The sequence below is a fragment of the Arthrobacter sp. B2I5 genome, from assembly GCF_030816735.1.
Classification (GTDB): Bacteria; Actinomycetota; Actinomycetes; order Actinomycetales; family Micrococcaceae; genus Arthrobacter.
Genome location: NZ_JAUSYF010000001.1, coordinates 1,546,688 through 1,569,766 on the forward strand (window position 1 = coordinate 1,546,688; position 23,079 = coordinate 1,569,766).

20 protein-coding genes and 2 tRNA genes are annotated in these 23,079 nt (G+C 66.6%); 17 read left to right on the forward strand and 5 right to left on the reverse strand.

Going from position 1 to position 23,079, the window contains the following annotated elements:
- Positions 1-23 precede the first annotated feature (23 nt).
- The 3 genes from metG to QFZ60_RS07325 all read left to right on the forward strand — a co-directional run bounded on the left by metG (position 24) and on the right by QFZ60_RS07325 (position 3,940).
- Positions 24-1,580 carry a methionine--tRNA ligase gene (gene metG, locus QFZ60_RS07315; RefSeq protein ID WP_307089374.1) on the forward strand — a complete coding sequence of 519 codons (1,557 nt, stop codon included), beginning with the start codon at positions 24-26 and terminating at the stop codon, positions 1,578-1,580.
- A gap of 91 nt (positions 1,581-1,671) precedes the next feature.
- On the forward strand, positions 1,672-2,724 hold the full coding sequence (locus QFZ60_RS07320; RefSeq protein ID WP_307089376.1) for a 3-isopropylmalate dehydrogenase: 1,053 nt from the start codon (positions 1,672-1,674) through the stop codon (positions 2,722-2,724).
- A gap of 103 nt (positions 2,725-2,827) precedes the next feature.
- Positions 2,828-3,940 (forward strand): branched-chain amino acid aminotransferase, encoded by a 1,113-nt coding sequence (locus QFZ60_RS07325; protein ID WP_307089378.1) that lies wholly within the window; start codon positions 2,828-2,830, stop codon positions 3,938-3,940.
- A gap of 77 nt (positions 3,941-4,017) precedes the next feature.
- On the opposite strand, the gene QFZ60_RS07330 is transcribed toward QFZ60_RS07325, so the two are convergent.
- Positions 4,018-4,611: a hypothetical protein gene (locus tag QFZ60_RS07330; protein ID WP_307089380.1), complete on the reverse strand. Its 594-nt coding sequence runs from the start codon at positions 4,609-4,611 to the stop codon at positions 4,018-4,020.
- A gap of 141 nt (positions 4,612-4,752) precedes the next feature.
- On the opposite strand from QFZ60_RS07330, the gene QFZ60_RS07335 reads away from it, so the two are divergent.
- From QFZ60_RS07335 to QFZ60_RS07350, 4 genes are all read left to right on the forward strand, one after another.
- On the forward strand, positions 4,753-5,580 hold the full coding sequence (locus QFZ60_RS07335; protein WP_307089382.1) for an MBL fold metallo-hydrolase: 828 nt from the start codon (positions 4,753-4,755) through the stop codon (positions 5,578-5,580).
- Between the two features lie 5 nt (positions 5,581-5,585).
- On the forward strand, positions 5,586-6,362 hold the full coding sequence (locus tag QFZ60_RS07340) for a fumarylacetoacetate hydrolase family protein (RefSeq protein ID WP_142116853.1): 777 nt from the start codon (positions 5,586-5,588) through the stop codon (positions 6,360-6,362).
- Positions 6,363-6,440: 78 nt separating this feature from the next.
- A complete protein-coding gene (gene gltX / locus QFZ60_RS07345; protein ID WP_142031566.1) occupies positions 6,441-7,955 on the forward strand; it encodes a glutamate--tRNA ligase in 1,515 nt (504 codons plus the stop codon).
- Positions 7,955-8,695, forward strand: a complete 741-nt coding sequence (locus tag QFZ60_RS07350; RefSeq protein WP_307089386.1) for an HAD family hydrolase — start codon at positions 7,955-7,957, stop codon at positions 8,693-8,695. Before gltX ends, QFZ60_RS07350 begins: the two co-directional genes overlap by 1 nt.
- A 79-nt stretch (positions 8,696-8,774) precedes the next feature.
- Here the strand turns inward: QFZ60_RS07350 and QFZ60_RS07355 are convergent, their stop codons facing one another.
- Positions 8,775-10,370: a hypothetical protein gene (locus tag QFZ60_RS07355; RefSeq protein ID WP_307089388.1), complete on the reverse strand. Its 1,596-nt coding sequence runs from the start codon at positions 10,368-10,370 to the stop codon at positions 8,775-8,777.
- A 308-nt stretch (positions 10,371-10,678) separates the two neighbouring features.
- Between QFZ60_RS07355 and QFZ60_RS07360 the strand changes: the two genes are divergently transcribed.
- The 4 genes from QFZ60_RS07360 to QFZ60_RS07375 all read left to right on the forward strand — a co-directional run bounded on the left by QFZ60_RS07360 (position 10,679) and on the right by QFZ60_RS07375 (position 14,524).
- Positions 10,679-10,750: transfer RNA gene (locus tag QFZ60_RS07360), tRNA-Gln, on the forward strand.
- 128 nt (positions 10,751-10,878) lie between these two features.
- Positions 10,879-10,954: transfer RNA gene (locus QFZ60_RS07365), tRNA-Glu, on the forward strand.
- 190 nt (positions 10,955-11,144) lie between these two features.
- On the forward strand, positions 11,145-12,911 hold the full coding sequence (locus tag QFZ60_RS07370) for a dynamin family protein (RefSeq protein ID WP_307089390.1): 1,767 nt from the start codon (positions 11,145-11,147) through the stop codon (positions 12,909-12,911).
- The gene (locus tag QFZ60_RS07375; RefSeq protein ID WP_307089391.1) at positions 12,908-14,524 is read left to right on the forward strand and encodes a GTPase; all 1,617 of its coding nucleotides are present in this window, start codon (positions 12,908-12,910) and stop codon (positions 14,522-14,524) included. The genes QFZ60_RS07370 and QFZ60_RS07375 overlap by 4 nt, the downstream gene beginning before the upstream one ends.
- Before the next feature lie 23 nt (positions 14,525-14,547).
- Here the strand turns inward: QFZ60_RS07375 and QFZ60_RS07380 are convergent, their stop codons facing one another.
- The gene (locus tag QFZ60_RS07380; RefSeq protein WP_307089394.1) at positions 14,548-15,093 is read right to left on the reverse strand and encodes a DUF1697 domain-containing protein; all 546 of its coding nucleotides are present in this window, start codon (positions 15,091-15,093) and stop codon (positions 14,548-14,550) included.
- 57 nt (positions 15,094-15,150) lie between these two features.
- Positions 15,151-15,870 carry an IclR family transcriptional regulator gene (locus QFZ60_RS07385; RefSeq protein WP_009356552.1) on the reverse strand — a complete coding sequence of 240 codons (720 nt, stop codon included), beginning with the start codon at positions 15,868-15,870 and terminating at the stop codon, positions 15,151-15,153.
- A 113-nt stretch (positions 15,871-15,983) separates the two neighbouring features.
- Between QFZ60_RS07385 and leuC the strand changes: the two genes are divergently transcribed.
- From leuC to QFZ60_RS07415, 6 genes are all read left to right on the forward strand, one after another.
- Positions 15,984-17,438, forward strand: coding sequence for a 3-isopropylmalate dehydratase large subunit (gene leuC, locus QFZ60_RS07390; protein WP_307089395.1), 1,455 nt, complete (start codon positions 15,984-15,986; stop codon positions 17,436-17,438).
- Positions 17,439-17,447: 9 nt separating this feature from the next.
- Positions 17,448-18,050 (forward strand): 3-isopropylmalate dehydratase small subunit, encoded by a 603-nt coding sequence (gene leuD / locus QFZ60_RS07395; protein WP_307089398.1) that lies wholly within the window; start codon positions 17,448-17,450, stop codon positions 18,048-18,050.
- 158 nt (positions 18,051-18,208) lie between these two features.
- Complete coding sequence (murA, locus tag QFZ60_RS07400; RefSeq protein ID WP_307089401.1) at positions 18,209-19,534, forward strand: UDP-N-acetylglucosamine 1-carboxyvinyltransferase; 1,326 nt, start codon at positions 18,209-18,211, stop codon at positions 19,532-19,534.
- Between the two features lie 10 nt (positions 19,535-19,544).
- Positions 19,545-20,315, forward strand: coding sequence for a 1-acyl-sn-glycerol-3-phosphate acyltransferase (locus QFZ60_RS07405; RefSeq protein WP_307089402.1), 771 nt, complete (start codon positions 19,545-19,547; stop codon positions 20,313-20,315).
- On the forward strand, positions 20,312-21,361 hold the full coding sequence (locus QFZ60_RS07410; RefSeq protein ID WP_307089403.1) for an NAD(P)H-dependent glycerol-3-phosphate dehydrogenase: 1,050 nt from the start codon (positions 20,312-20,314) through the stop codon (positions 21,359-21,361). Before QFZ60_RS07405 ends, QFZ60_RS07410 begins: the two co-directional genes overlap by 4 nt.
- 2 nt (positions 21,362-21,363) lie before the next feature.
- Entirely contained in the window at positions 21,364-22,512 is a 1,149-nt protein-coding gene (locus QFZ60_RS07415) for a D-alanine--D-alanine ligase family protein (protein WP_307089404.1), read from the forward strand.
- A gap of 54 nt (positions 22,513-22,566) precedes the next feature.
- Here the strand turns inward: QFZ60_RS07415 and QFZ60_RS07420 are convergent, their stop codons facing one another.
- Positions 22,567-23,070 (reverse strand): DUF3515 domain-containing protein, encoded by a 504-nt coding sequence (locus QFZ60_RS07420; protein WP_307089405.1) that lies wholly within the window; start codon positions 23,068-23,070, stop codon positions 22,567-22,569.
- Positions 23,071-23,079: the final 9 nt, after the last annotated feature.

Sequence of the window (23,079 nt, forward strand, 5' to 3'; positions counted from 1 at the left end):
GTACCGAAGGTAACCGTCCGACCGTGACAGCTTCAGAGAAAACGCCGTTCTACATCACCACGGCCATCACCTACCCCAACGGCGTGCCGCACATCGGGCACGCCTACGAGTACATTGCCACCGACGCCATGGCGCGCTTCAAGCGCCTGGACGGCTATGACGTGATGTTCCTGACCGGCACTGACGAACACGGCATGAAGATTGCCCAGACCGCCGAAAAGGAAGGCATCACCCCCAAGGAACTGGTGAACCGGAACGCCGAGGTCTACAAGGCCGCGCACGCCGCCCTGGGCATCAGCTACGACCGCTTCATCCGCACCACGGACGAGGACCACTACGCTGCGTCCCAGGCCATCTGGAAAAAGATGGAAGCCAACGGGGACATCTACCTCGACAAGTACGAGGGCTGGTATTCCGTCCGGGACGAGGCCTTCTATGCCGAGGATGAAACGGTGGTGAAGGACGACGGCGTTCGCTACTCGAAAGAGACGGACACCGAGGTGACGTGGACGGCGGAGGAGAGCTACTTCTTCCGGCTGTCCGCCTACCAGGACAAGCTGTTGGCCCTCTACGAGTCCCACCCGGAGTTCGGCGCGCCGCAGTACCGGTTCAACGAGGTCATCAGCTTCGTCAAGCGCGGCCTGGAGGACCTGTCCATCAGCCGGACCACCTTCGACTGGGGCGTCCCCGTTCCAGGAAACGATAAGCACGTCATGTACGTGTGGGTGGACGCGCTCACCAACTACCTCACCGGCGTCGGCTATCCGGATACCGAATCGGAGAAGTTCCGGAAGTACTGGCCGGCCGATGTCCACATCATCGGCAAGGACATCTCCCGGTTCCACGCCATCTACTGGCCGGCCTTCCTCATGAGTGCAGGCCTTGAGCTGCCCAAGCGGGTCATGATCCACGGGTTCCTGCACAACAACGGGGTCAAGATGTCCAAGTCCCTGGGCAACGTGGTGGCACCGGCGGACTTCGTGGCCCGCTACGGCCTGGACCAGGTGCGGTTCTTCTTCCTGCGCGAAGTTCCGTTCGGGGCGGACGGCAGCTACAACCACGAGGCCATCGTGGGCCGCATGAACTCGGACCTGGCCAACAACTTCGGCAACCTTGCCCAGCGCTCCCTGTCCATGGTGGCCAAGAACTGCGGCGCGGCCGTGCCCGCCCCGGGGGAGTTCACCGCGGCGGACACCGCCATCCTGGCGCAGGCAAACGGGTTGCTCGAGGCTGCCCGGGCCGCTTTCGACAAGCAGGAATTCAGCCGGGCGCTGGAAGCCATCTGGGCAGTGCTGCACCACACCAACGCCTACTTCGCCGAGCAGGCGCCCTGGGTCCTGCGGAAGACCGACGTCGAACGCATGAACACCGTGCTGTACGTGACGCTGGAGGTGCTGCGGATCGTGGCCATCCTGGCCCAGCCGGTCATGCCCAACGCCACTGCCAAGCTCCTGGACGCGCTGGGCCAGGCCGAAGGCGATGCCCGCCAGTTCACCGCAATCGCCACCCCGATCGTTCCGGGAACTGCGCTGCCTGCCCCCATTCCCGTCTTCCCCAAGTTCGAGGAACCCGCGGAGTAGGTCCGGCACCGAAAACCGGCGGAGGGTGCGCTCCTGTCCAAAAGCTGAGACGGTTTGACCAGCATATGGATGTCTTGGCTACCCTGAAAACATGAGCGCATCCTCAATCGATCTTGCAGTAATTCCCGGCGACGGCATCGGCCCCGAGGTCATTGCCGAAGCCCTCAAAGTCCTGGAAAAGGCCATCGCTGCGGAGGGTGTGGAGCTCAAGCCCACGCACTACGAACTCGGTGCCGAGCACTGGCTGCGCACCGGCGAAACGCTCCCGGACCACGTCCTGGCGGACCTGAAGACCCGCGACGCCATCCTCTTCGGTGCAGTGGGGGCGGCGCCCGGTGACACCCGCATCCCGTCCGGGATCATCGAGCGTGAGCTGCTCCTCAAGCTCCGGTTCAGCCTGGACCACTACGTCAACCTGCGGCCTTCCCGGCTCTACGGCACCGTCGGCAGCCCCCTTGCCAACCCCGGCACCATCGACTTCATCGTCGTGCGTGAAGGAACCGAGGGTCCCTACGTCGGCAACGGCGGAACCCTGCGCGCAGGAACCCCGCACGAGGTTGCCACCGAAGTCTCGCTGAACACAGCCCACGGCGTGGAGCGCGTGGTCCGGGACGCCTTCCGCCGGGCCAGCGCACGTGAGCGCAAGCATGTCACCCTGGTGCACAAGCACAACGTCTTGGTCTTCGCCGGACATCTGTGGAAGCGCACCGTCGAGGCCGTGGCCCTGGAATTCCCGGAGGTCACCCACGACTACCTGCACGTGGATGCCGCTACCATCTTCATGGTCACGGACCCGTCCCGTTTCGATGTCATCGTGACTGACAACCTCTTTGGCGACATCATTACCGACCTCGCCGCAGCCATCACCGGCGGCATCGGCCTGGCCGCCTCCGGCAACATCAACATGGACCGCACCGCACCCTCCATGTTCGAGCCGGTCCATGGTTCCGCGCCGGACATTGCCGGCCAGGGCAAGGCAGACCCCACCGCCGCCATCCTCTCCGCGGTCCTCCTGCTGGACCACCTGGGCTACACGGACGCTGCCCGCAGGATCGAAGCCGCCGTGGTTGCCGACGTCGAAAAGCGCGACGGCACTGCACGCAGCACCAGTGCGGTCGGCGACGCCATTGCCGCCGGCCTCTAGCCCGCGCAGGGGCCGCCGGCTTCGGGCGTAAGCTTGTCTCGAATCACCAAATGCCGCCTCGTTGTTCAGCGCTGAACCGCGGGCGGCCGATCGTGGAGGAACCATGACTCAGACCGCCCATGGCGTCGAATTCACCCGGCAGCCCTCGGAGAACCCGAAGTCCGCCGAAGAGCGTGCAGCCATCCTGGCAAACCCGGGATTTGGCAACTACTTCACCGACCACACCGCCATCGTCGACTACACCGTGGACGCGGACGGCAATGGCGGCTGGCACGATGCAAGGATCGAACCCTACGGTCCGATCGTCCTAGACCCCTCCGCTGCCGTCTTCCACTACGGCCAGGAGATTTTCGAGGGGCTCAAGGCCTACCGTCACGCGGACGGCTCGGTCTGGACCTTCCGGCCGGAGGCCAACGCAGCCCGCCTGAACAAGTCAGCCCGCCGCCTGGCCCTTCCGGAACTGCCGGCCGAATACTTCCTCAGCGCCATCCGCGAGCTCGTGGCCGCGGACAAGGAATGGGTACCCTCCGGCGACGGCGAAGCCCTGTACCTGCGGCCCTTCATGATCGCCACGGAGGCATTCCTTGGCGTCCGCGCTGCCCGTGAGGTGTCCTTCCGCGTGATCGCCTCTCCCGCCGGCAACTACTTCGGCGGCGAGCTGAAGCCCGTCTCCATCTGGATCTCCCGCCAGTATGCCCGCGCCGGCCGCGGCGGTACCGGGGACGCCAAGTGCGGCGGCAACTACGCGGCCTCGCTGATCGCACAGCAGGAGGCCGAGGCCAACGGGTGCAAGCAGGTCCTGTTCCTGGACCAGGCCAACGACAACGCCGTGGAAGAACTCGGCGGCATGAACGTTTTCTTCGTCATGAAGGACGGCTCGCTGGTGACGCCCGCGCTCACCGGCACCATCCTGGAAGGCGTCACCAGGATGTCCGTGATCCAGGTGGCCAAGGACATGGGCCGCGAGGTGTCCGAGCGCAAGATCACCCTTGACGAGTGGCGTGATGGGGTTGCCTCCGGCGACATCGCCGAGGTCTTTGCGTGCGGCACCGCTGCCGTCATCACCCCCATCGGCGTTCTCAAGGACGCCACCGAGTTCATCGGTTCCGAGGACGCCAAGGCGGGGGAGGCCACCATGGCCATCCGCGAAAAGCTCCTTGGCATCCAGACGGGCGCGGAGCCGGACACCCACGGCTGGCTGACCCGCCTGGCATAGCCCGGCTTTTGTCCAACGTACGACGGCGCCTGCCGGACTTAGGTCCGGCAGGCGCCTTTCGTTTCGCAATCGGAAGGTTAGCGCCGCGCAGCTTTCCGCGCCGCGTTCTTCAGGGCCTTGCGGGAAACAGGCTTGAGGGCTTTCCTGGCCGCTTCCTCCTCCAAGGCCCTCTTGCGTCGGGCGTCGAGGAGGTCGTTCCAGAGGGTGGTGGCAAAGACGCCGCCGTCCTGGCCATAGACGTCATAGGGGTAGCCGGCGAAGACGGAAGGCGTGGCACCGCCCGTGGGCAGATCCTTCCCTGTGACCTGTGCCACGGCATCGGCCAAAGCCCAGGTCCGTGTAAGGTGCCTGGTCAGGTTCTTCTGCACAAAAATAGTCGCATCACTTGCTTCGGCCGCGCGTTCCAGGAGTGTATCCAGCTCCCTGGCCACGGAACGGGCTGCCACTTTCTCCACGGCCTGTGAACCGGAGGTCAAGTCCTCGGCGAAAGCGTCGACTTCCTCCCGCCAGTCGGCGGTTTCGCGGAACTTCTTCCACGTGGGAAACCAGATGATGGCGCCCGTCGCGTGGTTGTGGATGTGCAGGAGGCCGGTGGCTTTTTCGGTTGCCGAGTGGTCGTGGCCGTCAGCGTCCGCCTGGGCGAGAAGGTCTGCGAGGGTTGGGGTGCTCATTGGTGGTATCCGGCTTCCTGGGGCGATGGGTTGTCACAGATGCCAACCCGCGGCCGCCGGTGTTCTATTCCGTGGTTCCATTGCTGCAGCGCATCCTGCAGGGGCTGGGGCCGGAAGGGCCGCGGATGCAAGGATGGGACGGTGACTTCAGCTTCCGGCCCCGTCCTCCAGCGCAGCTCAGCCCTCACGCAGTTCATCCTGGCTCCCAACCCCGGCCCCATGAGCCTCGACGGCACCAACTCCTATCTCCTGCAAACCCCCGGCCATCCGTCCCTGGTGATTGTGGATCCGGGTCCCTTGGACGAAACGCACCTGAACGCACTGGCCAGTGCCGGCGTCGTCGAACTGATCCTGGTGACCCACCGGCACGCGGACCATACGGCGGGTGCTGGCCGGCTGCATGCGCTGACGGGCGCACCGGTCCGGGCCGCGGATCCCAACCACTGCCACGGCGGGGGAGAACCGCTGGTCCACGGCGAGGTCATCCATGCTGCGGGGGTGGAGATCGCTGTCCTGGCAACGCCGGGCCACACCTCCGACTCCGTCTGCTTCCACCTGCCTGCCGACGGGCACAACGGATCGGTGCTGACCGGCGACACTGTCCTTGGCCGGGGCACCACCGTCCTGGACTACCCGGACGGCACGCTGGGCGACTATCTCGCATCCCTGGACCGCCTCGAAGCCCTGGGGCCGGCAACCGTCCTCCCGGCCCACGGCCCCGTCCTGCCTTCCCTTGAAGCCATCGTCCGGGACTACCGGACGCACCGGCAAGAACGGCTGGCGCAGATCCGCGCCGCGCTGGACCGGCTGGGCCAGGATGCAGCCGTAGGGGAGGTGGCTGACGCCGTCTATTCCGACGTCGGCCCTTCCGTCCGGCGCGCCGCCGAGCTGTCCGTCGCCGCCCAGCTGGACTACCTGCGCGGCGGCGGCATCGCGGACAGGCCCGGCCCCGGCGAAACGGTAGGGTAGGAGCCATGCGTATTGCCAGGTTTGTCGTTGATTCTGATCCCCTGTACGGCGTTGTGGAAGGTGAACCGGGCAGTGAGGAAATCACTGTCATCCATGGCGACCCCTTCTTCAATGGGGTGGAGCGCACCTCCGTGCGCCACAAGCTGGAGGACGTCCGGCTGCTGGCCCCCATCATCCCGCGGAGCAAGGTGATCGGCGTGGGTCGGAACTTCGTGGAGCACGCCCATGAACTCGGCAACGAAGTACCCGCCCAGCCGCTGCTGTTCCTGAAGCCCAACACCGCCGTCGTGGGCCCCAACGACCCCGTGGTGCTGCCGGAATTCTCGGAAGAGGTTTCCTTCGAAGCTGAACTCTGCGTGGTGATCGGGCGGATCTGCAAGGACGTGCCGGAAGACCGCGTGGACGATGTCATTTTCGGTTACACCTGCGGCAACGACCTCACTGCGCGCGATGTCCAGAAGACGGACCTGCAGTGGACCCGCGCCAAGGGCTTCGACACCTCCGCCCCGCTGGGTCCCTGGATCGAGACCGACCTTGACACGGAAGACCTGCAGATCCAGGGCAGGCTCAACGGTGAGGTGCGCCAGGACGGGAGCACCAGCCAGATGATCCGCGGCGTGCGCGAACTGGTGTCCATCGTCTCCCAGGCATTTACCCTGCTCCCGGGTGACGTCATCATGACCGGCACGCCGGCCGGTGTGGGCCTGGTCAAGGAGGGCGACCGCTTCGAGGTGGAAATCGAGGGAATCGGCCGGCTTTCCAACCCCATCGTCCGCCGTTAAGACTGTCGGTCCGGCGGACTGGCCCGGCCTGGCCGGCGGAAGGCGGGCCCCGGCCAGGCGGGTAAAGTTGAAGCCACTATGACTATCGCTTCTTCGTCACCTGCCGCAGCCATCCCGCCCGTCACCGCCGAGACGCCCGTGCGGGTCCGTTTCTGCCCTTCGCCCACGGGCACCCCGCACGTCGGACTGATCCGGACGGCCCTGTTCAACTGGGCCTACGCGCGCCACACCAAGGGCACGTTGGTCTTCCGCATCGAGGACACGGATGCGGCGCGGGACAGCGAGGAAAGCTACCACCAGCTGCTGGACGCGCTGAAGTGGCTCGGCATCGACTGGGACGAGGGCGTGGAAGTGGGCGGCCCGCACGAGCCGTACCGGCAGTCCCAGCGCGGCGACATCTACCAGGACGTCATCAAGCGGCTGCATGACGGCGGGTTCATCTACGAGTCCTTCTCCACTCCGGAGGAGATCGAGGCGCGGCACCGTGCGGCCGGCCGGGACCCGAAGCTTGGCTACGACGGCTTTGACCGGCACCTGACGGAAGAACAGCTGGCGCAGTACCGGGCAGAGGGCCGGCAGGCTGTCCTCCGCCTCCGGATGCCCGACGAGGACATCACGTTCACCGACCTGGTCCGCGGCGACATCACGTTCAAGGCCGGTTCCGTCCCCGACTTCGCTGTGGTGCGGGCCAACGGCGCTCCCCTGTACACGCTGGTCAACCCCGTTGACGACGCGCTGATGGGCATCACCCACGTGCTGCGCGGCGAGGACCTACTCAGCTCCACGCCGCGCCAGATCGCGCTGTACCGGGCGCTGTACGCCATCGGCGTCGCGGAATACATGCCGGAGTTCGGCCACCTGCCCTACGTCATGGGCCAGGGCAACAAGAAGCTTTCCAAGCGCGACCCCGAGTCCAGCCTGTTCCTGCACCGTGAGCGGGGCTTCATCCCGGAAGGGCTGCTGAACTACCTGTCCCTGCTGGGCTGGTCCCTCAGCGCCGACGAGGATATCTTCACCGTGGAGCAGCTCGTGGAGCACTTCGACATCCACGACGTCCTGGGCAACCCCGCCCGCTTCGACCTGAAGAAGGCCGAGGCCATCAACGGCACGCACGTCCGGATGCTCGAGCCCAAGGTGTTCCGCGACCGGGTTGCACACTACCTGCGCGAAGCGGGCCTGGTGGGGGAGATCCTGACCGACCGGGAGGAAGAGATCCTCACCGAGGCCGCGCCCCTCATCCAGGAGCGCATCACGCTCCTGGGTGAAGCCCCGGACATGCTGGCATTCCTGTTCAAGGCCGACGATGCCATTGACGTTGCCGACGACGCACGCAAGGGCCTTCCGGCCAACCTTCCCGAGGTCCTTGATGCCGCCATCGCCGCCCTGGAACCGGTGGCCGAGTGGACGCCGGAAAACATCCAGGCTGCGCTCAAGCAGGCACTGGTTGAGGACATGGGCATCAAACCGCGGCTGGCCTTTGGCCCCGTGCGCACGGCTGTTTCCGGCCGCCGCGTTTCGCCGCCGCTGTTTGAATCCATGGTGATCCTGGGCAAGGAGTCGTCCCTGCGCCGGCTCCGCGCCTTCCGCGGCTGATGAGAGCACCCAGCGAAGCGGCACGCGCCGGCATCCTCAAGACACCCTTTGGGGATGTCCGCGGTGTCCTGTTCGACATTGACGACACCCTGGTGGATCTCGAGTATTCGATGACCACCGCGCTGCGCGAGGTCAGCGAACACCTCCTGCCCGGCCTGGACCAGGCCGGCTGGGAGCGGTTCGGGCGCATCTTCACGCACGAAACCACCCATTTCTACGACCGCTACCTGGCCGGCGAGCTGACGTTCAACGAACAACGCCTGCTCCGTGGCCGGGCGGCGCTGGGGCACTTCGGGGTTGAACTGGGCGACGGCGAGGAATCGCACCGGTGGCTGGCGGCCTATATGGAAAAGCAGCCCGCATACGTGAAGCCGTTCCCCGATGTGCTCCCGCTCCTGGACGTCCTGGACAATGCCGGTGTCCCGTACGGAGCCGTCAGCAACAACGTCCACGACTACCAGCGCGCCAAGCTCGATGGCGCCGGGCTGGAGCGCGTCACGCACCTGGTGGGCACCGACACCCTTGGCGTGGCCAAGCCCAATCCGACGATGTACCTCGAAGGCGTCAGGCTCCTTGGCACGTCCCCAGGTGAAACGCTCTACGTGGGTGATAACCGGCTGCTGGATGCGGAAGGCTCGACGGCGGCTGGGCTGGTGGGCGTTTGGCTCAACCGCATGGGTGAGGTTGTGGAGGGCTTCGAGGGCAGCATGGTGGCTTCCCTGGAGGAACTGCTGCAATAACGGGACCAACTGTTCCAACAGCCGCCGGGACCGCCGCCTGAGTTTCAGGCGGCGGTCCCGGCGGCTTTGCTTTTTGCTGTCAGGCGGCCCGCAACCGGACGGCGCGGCGGCGCAGGAACAGGTAGGCCGCGACGGCGCCGGCCACCAGGAGTCCGATCAGCAGCAACGCGATTGCCGGGTTGTCCAGCCATGACGACGGCGACACGGCCGCCACCTTCGTGTGGAGCTCCTGGGTGCCGGCAGCTATTCTGGCGTTGCCGTCGGCCAGCTTGCCTGCGCCCTCCGCGAGTTTGCCCGAGCCGTCGTCCAGCTTGCCGTTGCCGTCAGCCAGCTGGCCGCTTCCTTCGGTGAGCCGGGCGGACCCCGATTCCAGCTGCCCCGTTCCACTGCTGAGCTTGACGGTGCCGTCGGACAGGGCTTCCGTGCCGGCCAGCAGGCCAGGGTTTGCCGGGTCGCCGTTGCCGTTGATTCCCGCGCTGAGCCGGGTGGTGCCGTCCTGGAGGTTGTTGGCGGCGTAGATCAGGCCGGGACGCTCGGGGTCGCCCGGCACGCCGTCCATTCCCACCCGGATCTTCGCGGTGCCCTCGGCCAGCATCGAAGTACCCAGCACCACGCCCGGGTTCTGCGGATCCGTCGCATTGAGCTTGTCCGCCAACGTGGCGAATCCTGCCGTCAACCGTCCGGCGCCGCTGTTCAATTCGCCGGCTCCCGCGCTCAGCTTGGCAGTCCCGGCCTTCAGCTGCCCTGCGCCGTCGTTCAGGGCCACGGCCCCGTCGTTCACCTTTGCCGCACCGGCATCAAGCTGGACGGCGCCGGCATAGGCCCTCCGGCCGCCGTCGGCCAGTTCGGCAATCTGGTCCTTGATCACCGCAAGCGGCACCAGGCCCTGGGGCCCGTTCGCGGCCGCTTCGAGCTGGTCCAGCCCCTGGCTGAGCGCGGCGAGCCCGCCACCTCTTGCGGGATCGTTCCCCGCACCCGGGTAACCCTTCAGCTGGCGTGCTCCGGCGGCAAGCTGGCCCGTGCCATCCTTCACTGCTGCAGTCCCGTTGCTGAGGGTAGTGGCGCCGGCATCCAGTTGCCCGGCACCGGCGGCGAGTTGACCCGTGCCTGCCGCCAGCTGGCCCGCGCCGTCCGCAAGGTTGTTCGGTGCGTTTCCGGAAGCCGTTGGGGTCAGGGCCGCGGAAAGGGCCACGGCGCCGGACTGCAGCTTCCGTGCGCCGTCGTCCACCTGGTAGACGCCCGGGACGAGCTTGTTCAGGACGTCATTCTGCAGCTTGGTGGTGCCGGCATGGAGCTTGTCCACCCCGGGCGCCAACTGGTCACGGACTCCGGAGAAGATCCTTCCGGCTCCCGACTGGAGCGCCGCTGCCCCGGCATTCAAATCGCTGCTGCCGTCCTTGACCTTGATCGAACCCTCCTTCACCTGCGATGCGCCTTGGTTGGCGGCGCCGGCCCCTGCGGCCAGCTGGCCCGAGCCGTCTCTGAGCTGGTTGGCCCCTGCTGCGGCTTGCTCTGCTCCGTCCCTCAGCTGGGCGGCTCCATGGGAGATCTGGCCCGTGAGGTAGGTGTAAAAGGCCAGGAACAGAATCAGCAGCAGGGACAGGGCCACGATGGCAATGGACTGGGACCGGGGTTTGAGCTTGGCTGTTGCGATGGTTTCTGTGCGGGTCGTCAACGCTGACACTTCCTAACTGTCCGCAGGGCGACGCTGCCCGGCGGCGTAAACCGTGGTTGTTTGGCCTTCGGCAAATCCTCGTGGGTGTCCGGAGGACGGAAGGGGAATTTGTTACTGATGGGTAACTTACTCGAGAGTAACCACACGGCAGGACTGTGGGCAAGAGGTTGGAGCGGGAAGTGTGTCCGGCTCTGTGGGCCAGCATTGACCCCGATTTGTGCGAGCCGAAAGTCTCGGGTAAAGTAATTTCTCGTGCTGAGGCGCACGGAGCAGGGAAAAGCCCCTGAAAACCGGCCCGAAAGTGCCATTGGGATATGGTGTAATTGGCAACACTACGGTTTCTGGTACCGTCATTCTAGGTTCGAGTCCTGGTATCCCAGCGCTGTTTTGAAAGCTGCATTCAGCTGAAAATCGGAAGGTTTCCACTCGGTTCGCCGATTTGAAACCACGGCAAAGTGTGTGAAATACTCACTGAGCTTGAGCGGCGGAAACGCTGCCGAAAGTACCTGGCCCCATCGTATAGCGGCCTAGTACGCCGCCCTCTCACGGCGGTAACGCGGGTTCGAATCCCGCTGGGGTCACCATCAAGATGGTCCCGGGCAACAGCCCGGGGCCATTTTTTGCTTTCGCACACCGAGGGTCCTGGACTTTCCCCGCCATTCGGACAAAACCCCTTATCGTTTCGCGGGGAGTTGTCCTTCAGCGGGGGAGGATCCTGCTGGGCCGACGCGCCGTGGCAGTCCCGGACCAATGCTCAACTGGCATGATGTTGCTGTGACCTCCCATGACGAGCACGGCCGCCCCGCCCAGCCGGTGCCGCACGCGATGGCGGCGGTAACCCTGCTGGAAGAAATCCGCAGCGGCCTGGACGACGTTGCCCTGCCGCTGGCCCTCCCGGGGGCAGACCAGGCACGCCGCGACACGTCAGCCGCCAGGGCGCAGCTGGATGACTACATCCTCCCGCGGTACCGCAGCCTGGACGCCCCGCTGCTTGCCGTCGTCGGCGGTTCCACGGGCGCGGGCAAATCCACCCTGGTGAACGGACTTGTGGGGCATCCCGTCACGCGGGCGGGCGCCATCCGCCCTACCACCCGCCAGCCCATCCTGCTGCACAACCCCGCAGAGGGAACGTGGTTTGAAGGCCAGCGGGTCCTGCCTGGACTGAGCCGGATCCGCGGCACCCTCGCCGGCAGTCCCGTGGCAGCCAGCGCCATGCCGGAGCCGAGGGAGGCCTCTTCGCTGGTGTTGCTGGCCGATCCGGCGGTACCGGCAGGCATCGCCCTCCTCGACGCTCCTGACGTCGACTCCATTTCAGACCAGAACCGCCTGCTCGCCGGACAGCTGCTGGCCGCCGCGGACCTGTGGGTGTTCGTCACCACAGCCAACCGGTATGCGGACGCTGTTCCCTGGAAGCTCCTCCTGGATGCCGCGGCGCGTGACATTACAGTGGCGGTGGTGCTGGACCGGGTCCCCCCTGGCGCGGAGGAAGAAGTGAGCCAGGACCTCCGGGGCCTGCTCGACCGGGAGGGCCTCGCCGCGAGCCGGCTGTTCATCATCGCCGAGACAGTCCTGGATCCGCACGGCATGCTCCCGCCCCGGGCTGTCACTGAGCTGCGGGACTGGCTCGGTTCCCTGGCCGCCGACGCTGCCGGCCGGGCCGAGGTGGCACGCCGCACTCTGAACGGGACCGTCCGCGCCCTGGCCCTCCGTATTCCGGACATCGCCGGCGCCGTCCGTGAACAGGAGCTGGCCGCCGCACGGCTCGAGGCCGACGCCCTGGCAGCATATGAAGATGCAGCCACCCGGATCCTTGACGCCACCCGCGACGGAGCACTGCTGCGGGGCGAAGTGCTGGCCCGGTGGCAGGATTTTGTGGGCACCGGCGAATTCTTCCGCGCAGTTGAGCAGAATGTGGGCCGGTTCCGGGACCGGCTGGGGGCCTTCTTCCGCGGTGAACCGGCACCTGCCGTCCGGGTGGAGGCCGCCATCGAAACCGGCCTCCAGGCGGTCATCGTGGACGAGGCAGCCAATGCCGCGGAAGACACCGACCAGCGCTGGCGGTCCGATCCCGCGGGCCGGCAGCTGCTGGGTCCGGATGACCTCTCCGGGACTGGGCCCGGGTTTCCCGAACGGGCCGCAGCGGAAATCAGGGCATGGCAGGAAGCCCTCATGGAACTCATCCGGACCGAAGGGCAGGGAAAGCGGACCCAGGCGCGATGGCTGTCGTTTGGCATTAACGGGCTCGGCGCGGCACTGATGATCGTGGTGTTCTCTACCACCGCCGGCCTGACCGGACTGGAGATCGGCGTGGCGGGCGGTACCGCCGTCGTGGGGCAGCGCCTGCTGGAGGCGGTCTTCGGCGAGGACGCCGTCCGCCGCATGGCCGACAAAGCCCGTGAAGACCTGGCCGTGCGCTGCCGGAACCTGCTGGCGGACGAACAACAGAGATTCCTGCAGCGGCTGCCCGAGGGCAATCCCGCCCTTGCGCAACGTCTTACTGCCCACGCCGGGGAGCTGGCCCGGCTGGCGGAGGCCGCATGAGCCGCCACAGCGGGGCGCGGGATTCCTCGCGGCTTGATGCCAGGCTGCAGGCGCTCGAGGACGCCCGCGAGCTGGGGGAGGGGGTCCTGCCGGACCAGTCACTGCAGGAAGCATTCGACGTCCTGGAGCGGGCAAGTTCCCGCCGTTCATTGTCCGGCGACCATACCGTGGTGGGGTTTTTCGGGGCGACCGGCAGTGGCAAGTCCTCGCTCTTCAACGCGGTGAGCGGCGGGGAGATTGCGACGGCGGCGGCCCGGCGTCCGACGACGTCGGAACCTTTGGCGGGCGTTTGGGGAGCAGCAGGCAGCGAGGCCCTCCTCGACTGGCTGGAGGTGGGGAACCGGCATCATGCCGCGCCGGTGGACGGCTTCGCCGATGAGCAGACGGGGCTGATTCTGCTCGATCTTCCTGACTTTGACTCCACCCACGCCGCCAACCGCGAGATTGTGCAGCGGATGGTGGGGATGGTGGACGTCCTGGTGTGGGTGCTTGACCCGCAAAAGTACGCTGATGCCGCCGTCCACAACGGGTTCCTGGCGCCGCACGCCTCGCATAGGGCGGTCATGCTTGTGGTGCTGAACCAGGTGGACCGGCTGCCCGAACGCGATGTGCAGCCGGTGCTCGACTCGCTGCGCGCAATCCTCGCAGGTGAAGGGCTGGGGCAGGTCCGCGTCCTGGCATCATCGGCAGTGACGGGGGCCGGTATTGGGGAAGTGCGTGCGGCGATTCGCAAGGTGGCTGTCCAGCGGCAGGCCCAGTCCCGGCGGCTGGAGGCGGACATCGCCAAGGCTGCGGAGGACCTGCGGGGCGCGGCCGGTGACGGCGAGGCCGCCGGCGTCCGGAACGCAGCCAGGTCCCGGCTCGCCGAGGAGTTGGCCGTGGCAGCGAACGTGCCTGCCGTGGTGCGGGCCGTGGGGCAGTCCTACCGGCTGGAGTCCGTCCGGCGCACCGGCTGGCCGGTGACCCGCTGGCTTTCCAGGTTCCGCGCAGACCCGCTGCGCCGCCTCAATCTGCGCAGGGATTCCCCTGCCGGGCTGAACCGAACCTCGCTGCCGCCGGCAGGCGCGCCGGAGCGGGCCCGGACGGATGCTGCCGTCCGGGACTTTGCGGATACAGCCAGCGAGGGAGCGCCGGGCCCATGGCGGGCGGCGATCCGGGGGGCTGCCAGGGCCGGCCGGGAACGGCTGCCGGATGCGCTGGACCAGGCCATCGCCGGGACAGATCTCGGGGCCAACCGCAAGGCGTGGTGGTGGGGCGCGTTCAATGTCGTGCAGTGGCTGGCGCTCCTGACGGTGCTCGGCGGCCTGGGCTGGCTTGGCGTCCTGGCCGGACTGGCCTACCTGCAGCTGCCGGTGCCGGAGGTGCCACGCGTTGAAGGCTGGCCGGTACCCACCCTGATGATCGTCTTCGGACTGGTGCTGGGGATCTTCCTGGCCATCACCGGCCGTTTCATTGCCGGCGGCGCGGCCAGGGCGCGGGCTGCAAAGGCACGACGCCGGCTGAACAGTGCCGTGGCAGCCGCGGCGGAGGAACTGGTGGTGGCGCCGGTGGAGGAGGAGATTGCCAGGCTGGGAGCCTTCAACAAGGCGCTGCAGAAAGCAGGGCGGCCGTAGGTCTGCTGCCTGCCCGTGGTGACCTAGCCTGCGGCGAGGGTGGCCGCTGCATCGCGGACCTTGATCAGGGTGCGCAGGTTGCGCGTGGTGGTTGCGGCCTTGAACTTGGCCTTGGCAGTCACCTTGCTGAAGGGGCTGTCCAGGGTTCCGCCCGCGGGGGCCAGCCAGGCCAGCGCCTCCGGACCCAGCCGCCGCTGCTCCTGGCCCTCCAGGGCCGCCCCTGCGGCCTCCAGTTCCTCGAGGACTGATGGATCTGAGGACAAGGTGATGTAGGTGTGGGTGGATCGGTCGTCATCCGGATAGGGGCAGTCATCCACCAGCTGGGCCACCCGCGCAGCCTCCAGGACCACAACCCACGCTTCGTAGCCGAAGGCGCCACGGAGGCACTTTTCGCACTCCTGTTTGACGGCTGCTGCGTCCAGCGGGCTGCCGAGCACCACGTTTCCGCTGGCCAGCAGGGTCTTTGCGTCCGTGAAACCGCTGGTCTTCAGGGCGTCCCGCAGGTCCGCCATTTTGATATTGATTCCGCCAACGTTGATGCCGCGGAGGAACACCGCATAGCTTCCCATGGGCACAGCCTAGCGGCCGAAAGTCCGCTCGGACCGGAACTGCCTGGCAGTCCTGCCCTAGTCGTTGTTCTTGCGCAGGGCCTCGGTGAGGATGCGGCCGGCGTTGCAGACGACTTCCGCGTGCAGGCGCCCGGGCTGCCGGGTCAGCCGCTCGATGGGGCCGGAAATGGAGACGGCGGCAATCACCCTGCCGGACGGCCCCCGCACTGGTGCCGAAACGGAGGCGACCCCCGGCTCGCGCTCGCCCAGGCTCTGTCCCCAGCCCCGGCGTCGTACTCCTGCCAGGACGGTGGGCGTGAAACGGGCGGACTGCAGGCCCTCAAGGAGCCGGTCGTGGTCCTCCCAGGCGAGCAGGACCTGCGCGGCGGAGCCGGCCTTCATGGACAATTGGGTACCTACCGGAATGGTGTCGCGCAGGCCGATGGGGCGCTCGGCGGATGCCACACAGACGCGCCAGTCACCCTGCCTGCGGAAGATTTGCGCGCTTTCGCCGGTGGCGTCGCGCAGCTGCATCAGGACAGGGCCTGCGGAAGCGATCAGGCGGTCCTCGCCGGCGGCGGAGGCGAGCTCAACGAGCCTGCTGCCAAGCACGAACCTGCCCTGGATGTCGCGGCTGACCAGCCGGTGGTGGACCAGTGCCAAAGCGAGGCGGTGGACAGTGGGACGGGCCAGGCCGGTGGCGGCCACCAGCTGCGCCAGCGTGGTCGGGCCGGCCTCAAGGGCATCGAGCACCTGGGCCGCTTTATCAATGACACCGACTCCACTAGAATTGTCCATGTAATGATATTGCCGTCTCAATATCTGAGATGCAAATCTTTCGGCTGGCGCAGTGCGGAGCCGTCCTGATTCAGTTGGACTAATCAGCCAAACAGCAGTGAAGGGAGATGGCCATGGCAAAGACATTGGCCGAGAAAGTCTGGGACGCACATGTGGTGCGCAAAGGTGACGGCGACGGTGCCAACGCCCAGCCAGACCTTCTGTACATCGACCTTCACCTGGTCCACGAGGTCACGTCCCCGCAGGCGTTCGAAGGCCTGCGGCTGGCCGGCCGCAAGCTGCGCCGGCCGGACCTGACCATTGCCACCGAGGACCACAACACCCCCACGCTGGACATCGACAAGCCGATTGCCGACCTGACCAGCCGCACCCAGATCCAGACCCTGCGCAACAACTGCGCGGAGTTCGGCGTCCGGCTGCACAGCCTGGGCGATGCGGAACAGGGCATCGTCCACGTGGTGGGCCCGCAGCTGGGCCTCACCCAGCCCGGCATGACGGTGGTCTGCGGCGACTCCCACACCTCCACCCACGGCGCCTTCGGTGCACTGGCCATGGGCATCGGAACCTCCGAGGTGGAGCACGTCATGGCCACCCAGACCCTGTCGCTGAAGCCGTTCAAGACCATGGCCATCAACGTTGAGGGCACACTGCGCCCCGGCGTGACTGCCAAGGACATCATCCTCGCCGTGATTGCCAAGATCGGCACCGGCGGCGGCCAGGGCTACGTCCTGGAGTACCGCGGCTCGGCCATCCGTGCCCTGTCCATGGACGCCCGGATGACCATCTGCAACATGTCCATCGAGGCCGGCGCCCGCGCCGGAATGGTGGCCCCGGACGAAACCACCTACGAATTCATGAAGGGCCGCCCGCATGCACCGCAGGGTGCGGAGTGGGATGCCGCCGTCGAGTACTGGAATACCCTGCGTACCGACGACGACGCCACCTTCGACGTCCAGGTTGACCTGGACGCCAACACGCTGGAGCCGTTCGTCACCTGGGGCACCAACCCCGGCCAGGGTGTTTCCCTGTCCGAGGCCGTTCCGTCGCCCGAGGACTTCGGCGACGAGAACGCCAAGGCGGCCGCGGAACGCGCCCTGCAGTACATGGGACTCGAAGCCGGCACACCCATGAAGGACATCCGGGTGGACACCGTGTTCCTCGGTTCCTGCACCAACTCCAGGATGGAGGACCTGAGGGCCGCTGCGGACATCATCCGCGGACGCCAAAAGGACCCCAACATCCGGATGCTGGTAGTGCCGGGCTCCGCACGCGTCCGCCTGGAAGCCGAGGCCGAGGGCCTGGACAAGGTCTTCAAGGACTTCGGCGCCGAATGGCGTTTCGCGGGCTGCTCAATGTGCCTGGGCATGAACCCGGACCAGCTGGAGGTAGGGGAGCGTTGTGCTTCCACCTCCAACCGCAACTTCGAAGGCCGCCAGGGCAAGGGCGGCCGCACGCACCTGGTCTCACCGGTGGTGGCAGCAGCCACGGCAGTACGCGGCACGCTCAGCTCGCCGTCGGACCTTGAACCCGCTCCCGAACCCGCCGCCATCCGCACCGACGCAGCCTAGGACAGCACTATGGAAAAGTTCACCAAGCACACCGGCATCGGCGTCCCGCTGCGCCAGAGCAACGTCGACACCGACCAGATCATCCCCGCGGTTTACCTTAAGCGCATTACCCGGACTGGCTTCGAGGATGCGCTGTTCTCCGCCTGGCGCAAGGACCCCTCCTTCATCCTGAACCAGGAGCCTTTCAACGCAGGGTCGGTCCTGGTTGCCGGCCCCGATTTCGGTACCGGCTCCTCCCGCGAACACGCAGTGTGGGCGCTGAAGGACTATGGCTTCAAAGCCGTGCTGTCCTCCCGCTTCGCCGACATCTTCCGCGGCAACTCGGGCAAGCAGGGGCTCCTGGCCGCCCAGGTGGCCCAGGATGACATCGAGCTCATCTGGAAGGAACTCGAGAACGCGCCGGGGACCCAGGTCACGGTGGACCTCGAGTCCAAGACCGTGGTCTGTGGCAACATCGTGGCGCCGTTCGACATCGATGACTACACCCGGTGGCGGCTCCTGGAAGGCCTGGACGACATCGGGCTGACCCTCCAGCACGAAGCCGACATCACCGCCTACGAGGCGACCCGTCCGGCCTTCAAGCCGAAGACCCTGCCGGCAAAGCTTTCCTGACCCGGTACCACCGCCCCGGCAGCGTGGCGGGGCCGGCGCAGCTCCCGCCACGCCCCGCCGCCGGTGCCCCCTTATTTCGGTTCGGTAACGCGACCTCCTATGCTTGGTTGGAGCCTTTGCAAGGTTTTGGGGGCTAGTGATCGTGAGGAAACCGGTATATGAGTAGTGTTCTGACAATCCGCGGCGGTGTCCCGCTTACTGGCCGCGTCAGCGTCCGTGGGGCAAAGAATCTTGTTCCCAAGGCCATGGTGGCGGCGTTGCTGGGCAACGAACCCTCGGTGTTGCGGAACGTGCCGGAGATCAAGGACGTGGAGGTTGTCACCTCCCTGCTGCAGCTGCATGGCGTGACCGTGGAGAAAGACCCCGTCAACGGCGATCTCACCCTGGATCCCAAGGCTGCAAAGACAGCTCCGAGCACCGCGATCGATGCCCATGCCGGGGACTCCCGGATTCCCATCCTGCTGTGCGGGCCGTTGATCCACGCGATTGGTGAAGCCTTCATCCCGGACCTGGGCGGCTGCAAGATCGGCGACCGTCCCATCGACTACCACCTGGATGTGCTGCGCCAGTTCGGCGCCGTCGTGGAGAAGCGCCCCGGAGGCATCCACATCTCGGCCGCAAAGGGCCTGCACGGAGCCAAGATCTCGCTGCCGTACCCGTCCGTGGGTGCCACCGAGCAGGTCCTGCTGAGCGCCACCCGCGCCGAAGGCATCACCGAGCTTTCAGGTGCCGCCACGGAACCGGAAATCATCGACCTTATCGCCGTGCTGCAGAAGATGGGTGCCATCATCAGCGTGCAGACGGACCGCACCATCCGGATCGAGGGCGTCCGCGACCTCGGCGGCTACAACCACCGTGCGCTGTCGGACCGCAACGAATCGGCGTCCTGGGCTTCGGCCGCACTGGTGACCCGTGGCGACATCTTCGTTGAAGGCGCCTCCCAGCGCGACATGATGACCTTCCTGAACACCTACCGCAAGGTGGGCGGCGGAATGGACATCGGCGAGGACGGCATCCGGTTCTACCACAAGGGCGGAAAGCTGAACCCGCTGGTCCTGGAGACGGACGTCCACCCCGGCTTCATGACTGACTGGCAGCAGCCACTCGTTGTGGCGCTGACCCAGGCCGAGGGCGTATCGATCGTCCACGAGACGGTCTACGAAAACCGCTTCGGCTTCACCGACGCTCTCATCCGCATGGGCGCCAGCATCCAGGTGCACCGCGAGTGCCTGGGCAGCGTGCCCTGCCGCTTCGGCCAGCGCAACTTCCTGCACTCCGCAGTGATCTCGGGCCCCACCCAGCTCAAGGGAACCGACATCGACGTTCCGGACCTCCGCGGCGGATTCAGCCACCTGATTGCCGCCCTGGCCGCCACGGGAACCTCCCGGGTGACCGGCATCGACATCATCAACCGGGGGTACGAGCGCTTCACGGAAAAGCTCGCCGGCCTCGGTGCCGACTTCGACATCACCACTGCGAAGTAGCGCGGGGACCGTGAAGGAATCGGCCAAGAGCAGGGCCACATTTGTGTTCATCGCCGCCGTCGCCCGGCCGCTGCTGAACGTCATGATGGCCAAGACGTGGGAAGGCACCGAAAAACTTCCCGCCGGCGGCTTCATCGCCGCCCCCAACCACTGCACGGAGATCGACCCCCTGGTGGTGGGGCACATGCTCTATAACCAGAAGCGGGCCCCGCATTTCCTGGCCAAGGCCGGGCTGTTCAAGGTCCCGGCCCTGGGCTGGCTGCTGCGCGCCACCAAGCAGGTGCCGGTGGAGCGCTCGACGGCGGGAGCGAACCGATCGCTGCAAGTGGCCCAGGAGATTGTCGCCGAAGGGGGCGCGATCATCATCTATCCTGAAGGCACGTTGACGCGGGACCCGGACCTGTGGCCCATGAAAGGCCACACGGGAGCGGCGCGGCTGGCCCTCGAAGGCGGCATTCCCGTGGTTCCCATCGCGCACTGGGGCGCGCATGAAGTGTTCCCCCGGTACGGCAAGTCGTTCCACATCTTCCCGCGCAAACGCTCCCGTGTTGTGGTGGGCGATCCGGTGGACCTCAGCGCGTTCAGTGGGCGTCCCCTGGACAAGGCCACCCTGGCGGAGGCCACCGAGGTGATCATGGATGCGATCACGGCACTGCTGGCAGGTTTGCGCGGTGAACAGCCTCCCGCGGAACGCTGGGACCCGGCCAAGCAGCAGCAAGCCAAGCACGGACGGTTCGTTGAACGCGGACAGCAGCCGGGATCAGGAACGGAAGCCCCGTGACCGCTGACGCGAGGCCGGGGGCGGCCCGTACCGTTGCCGTCCTGGGAGCGGGATCGTGGGGGACGACCTTTGCGAAGGTCCTGGCCGACGCCGCCATTGCCACCGGCACGCCGCGTGCCATCAGGCTGTGGGGCCGGCGCGCTGAAGTGGTGGAGGAGATCAACAGCAGCCACCGCAACAGTGACTACCTCAAGGACATTGTCCTGCCCGAAAGCATCACTGCATCCACCGACGTCCGCGCAGTCCTGGCAGGCGCCGAGCTCGTGGTCGTGGCTGTTCCGGCCCAGTCCCTCCGCCCGCAGCTGCGGGAATGGAAGGACATGATTGCGCCCGGAGCTGTTGTGGTCTCCCTGATGAAGGGCCTGGAGCTGGGCACGGATGCCAGGATGAGCGAGGTCATCGGCCAGGAGCTGGACCTGCCGCTGGAACGCATCGCGGTTGTCTCCGGGCCCAACCTCGCCATGGAAATCGCGCGGCAGGAACCCACCGCATCCGTGGTGGCGTGTACCGACTCCGCCAATGCCGGCTGGCTCGCCAGGACCTGCACCGCCCCCTACTTCCGCCCCTACACCACATCCGATGTGGTCGGCGTCGAAATCGGCGGCATCGTCAAGAACGTGATCGCGCTGGCAGTGGGCATCTGTGAAGGCAAACAGATGGGGGACAACACTAAGGCATCGGTGATTACCCGCGGACTCGCCGAAACGTCCCGCCTCGCCCTGGCACTGGGCGGCGATGCCAAGACCATGGCAGGTCTCGCCGGGCTGGGCGACCTCGTGGCCACCTGCTCGTCCGCACTGTCCCGGAACCACACCGCCGGGAGGCTGCTGGGCCAGGGCCTGACGCTGGAGGAGGTGGGCCGGAAGATGACCCAGACCGCCGAGGGCATCAAATCCGGCCAGGCCGTCCATGAACTCGCCGGCAAGCTCGGCGTCGAAATGCCCATCACTGCCGCCGTCGTCGCGGTACTGGCAGGCAAGCTGTCCGTTGACCAACTGGGGCCCGTTCTGCTGTCCCGGGAATTGAAACCTGAAGGCGATTACTGACCATGTCCCACGACACACCCACCACAGCTGAAACGGCCACCACCAGGAAACCGCGGGTAGCAGTGCTTTTCGGCGGCCGCTCCAGCGAACACGCCGTCAGCTGCGTGACCGCAGCCGGCGTGCTGGGCGCGATCAACAAGGACAAATACGAGGTGATCCCCATCGGGATCGCCAAGACCGGCCAGTGGGTTCTTGCCCCGGCCGATACGGCACAGTGGTCGCTTGCGGCATCATCGCTTCCTGAAGTCGTGCCCTCGCCGCAGACCGTGACACTGGCCGAGATCGGCGGCGAGCACCAGCTGATTGTGGCGGCACCCAATGAAGTTCCCCAGGAACTGGGCGCCGTCGACGTCGTCTTTCCGCTGCTGCACGGGCCCTTCGGCGAGGACGGCACCATCCAGGGCCTCCTTGAACTTTCGGACACCCGCTACGTCGGCGCCGGAGTGCTTGCATCCGCCGTGGGCATGGACAAGCACTACATGAAGGTGGTCTTCGAAGCCGCCGGGCTCCGCGTGGGACCCTACGTTGCCGTCACCGACAGGCAGTGGCGCAGGGACCCCGAATCCGTCCGGAAGCAGGTGGACCGCCTCGGCTTCCCTGTCTTCGTCAAGCCGGCCCGTGCAGGCTCGTCGATGGGTATCTCCAAGGTTGACTCCCTGGAGGACCTGGACCCCGCCATCGAAGAAGCGCGCCGCCATGACCTGAAGCTGGTGATCGAAGCCGGAATTGTCGGCCGAGAAATCGAATGCGCAGTCCTGGAAGGCAGGGGCACCGATGCGCCGCGGACCTCAATGCCCGGCGAAATCTCCGTAGCCGGCGGAACCCACGAGTTCTACGACTTCAACGCCAAGTACGTCGAGGATGATGCCGCCTCCCTGAGCTGCCCGGCAGAGATCCCGGCAGAAGCTATTTCCCGGGTCCGTGAACTCGCTGCCGCCGCCTTTGACGCGGTGGGTGCCGAGGGCCTGAGCCGCGTGGACTTCTTCTACACGGCCGAGGGCGAACTGATCATCAACGAGATCAACACGATGCCCGGCTTCACGCCCAAGAGCATGTACCCGCAAATGTGGGCAGCATCTGGGCTGGGCTACGGGGACCTGATCGATGAACTCATCCACCTGGCGCTTAACCGCAGGACCGGCCTGCGCTGAGCCCGCCGGCTCCCTGGCGGGGTGGGGCCCACGGTCTGCAGGATCCGCTGGAGCCTACTGGCTCTTCGGCAGGTTCTGCAGGTCTTCCTGGCCCACACAGTTCCGTGCGGACGGCACCTTTTCCGCCGCTGCCGACAGGTCTGCGAGGACTGTGGCGGAGCTGATCTTGTCCGGGTCCATCAGGATCTCCGTGGCAGGTTCGCGCCCGTAGGTGGTCAGCGTCCACACGGGGTCGCCTTCCTTGATGACCCAGTCGACGCCGTTGACGGTGACGCAGCGGTCCGTCGTGGGCCCCGGCACGTTGACACCGCAGCGGAGGATGACCAGCGATGGGTCGCCCCACGCAGCAGTGGCCTGGCTGTTGGTCTTCCGCAGTTTCGAATCCCCAATGACGTCCGGCAATGCCACCATCATCGGCGCGCACAACGGATTGGCGGCGTCCTTGGCCGCGGTGACGTCCACGGCAGGAGAGCAGGCGGTCAGGGAAAGGGCGGCGATTCCCCCGGCCAGCGCCATCCTGGCGGCACGGGCGGACAGGGGCAGCTGGGGATGGTGCATAATCCCAGC

What these genes read in the sequence shown, in the direction of transcription:
- QFZ60_RS07330 (WP_307089380.1), bottom strand. Translation starts at nt 4,611, where the DNA reads ATGAGCACCCCAACCCTCGCAGACCTTCTCGCCCAGGCGGACGCTGAC.
- QFZ60_RS07320 (WP_307089376.1), top strand. Translation starts at nt 1,672, where the DNA reads ATGAGCGCATCCTCAATCGATCTTGCAGTAATTCCCGGCGACGGCATC.
- QFZ60_RS07350 (WP_307089386.1), top strand. Translation starts at nt 7,955, where the DNA reads ATGAGAGCACCCAGCGAAGCGGCACGCGCCGGCATCCTCAAGACACCC.
- QFZ60_RS07325 (WP_307089378.1), top strand. Translation starts at nt 2,828, where the DNA reads ATGACTCAGACCGCCCATGGCGTCGAATTCACCCGGCAGCCCTCGGAG.
- QFZ60_RS07415 (WP_307089404.1), top strand. Translation starts at nt 21,364, where the DNA reads ATGTCCCACGACACACCCACCACAGCTGAAACGGCCACCACCAGGAAA.
- leuD (WP_307089398.1), top strand. Translation starts at nt 17,448, where the DNA reads ATGGAAAAGTTCACCAAGCACACCGGCATCGGCGTCCCGCTGCGCCAG.
- gltX (WP_142031566.1), top strand. Translation starts at nt 6,441, where the DNA reads ATGACTATCGCTTCTTCGTCACCTGCCGCAGCCATCCCGCCCGTCACC.
- murA (WP_307089401.1), top strand. Translation starts at nt 18,209, where the DNA reads ATGAGTAGTGTTCTGACAATCCGCGGCGGTGTCCCGCTTACTGGCCGC.
- QFZ60_RS07380 (WP_307089394.1), bottom strand. Translation starts at nt 15,093, where the DNA reads ATGGGAAGCTATGCGGTGTTCCTCCGCGGCATCAACGTTGGCGGAATC.
- QFZ60_RS07385 (WP_009356552.1), bottom strand. Translation starts at nt 15,870, where the DNA reads ATGGACAATTCTAGTGGAGTCGGTGTCATTGATAAAGCGGCCCAGGTG.
- QFZ60_RS07420 (WP_307089405.1), bottom strand. Translation starts at nt 23,070, where the DNA reads ATGCACCATCCCCAGCTGCCCCTGTCCGCCCGTGCCGCCAGGATGGCG.
- QFZ60_RS07340 (WP_142116853.1), top strand. Translation starts at nt 5,586, where the DNA reads ATGCGTATTGCCAGGTTTGTCGTTGATTCTGATCCCCTGTACGGCGTT.
- QFZ60_RS07375 (WP_307089391.1), top strand. Translation starts at nt 12,908, where the DNA reads ATGAGCCGCCACAGCGGGGCGCGGGATTCCTCGCGGCTTGATGCCAGG.
- leuC (WP_307089395.1), top strand. Translation starts at nt 15,984, where the DNA reads ATGGCAAAGACATTGGCCGAGAAAGTCTGGGACGCACATGTGGTGCGC.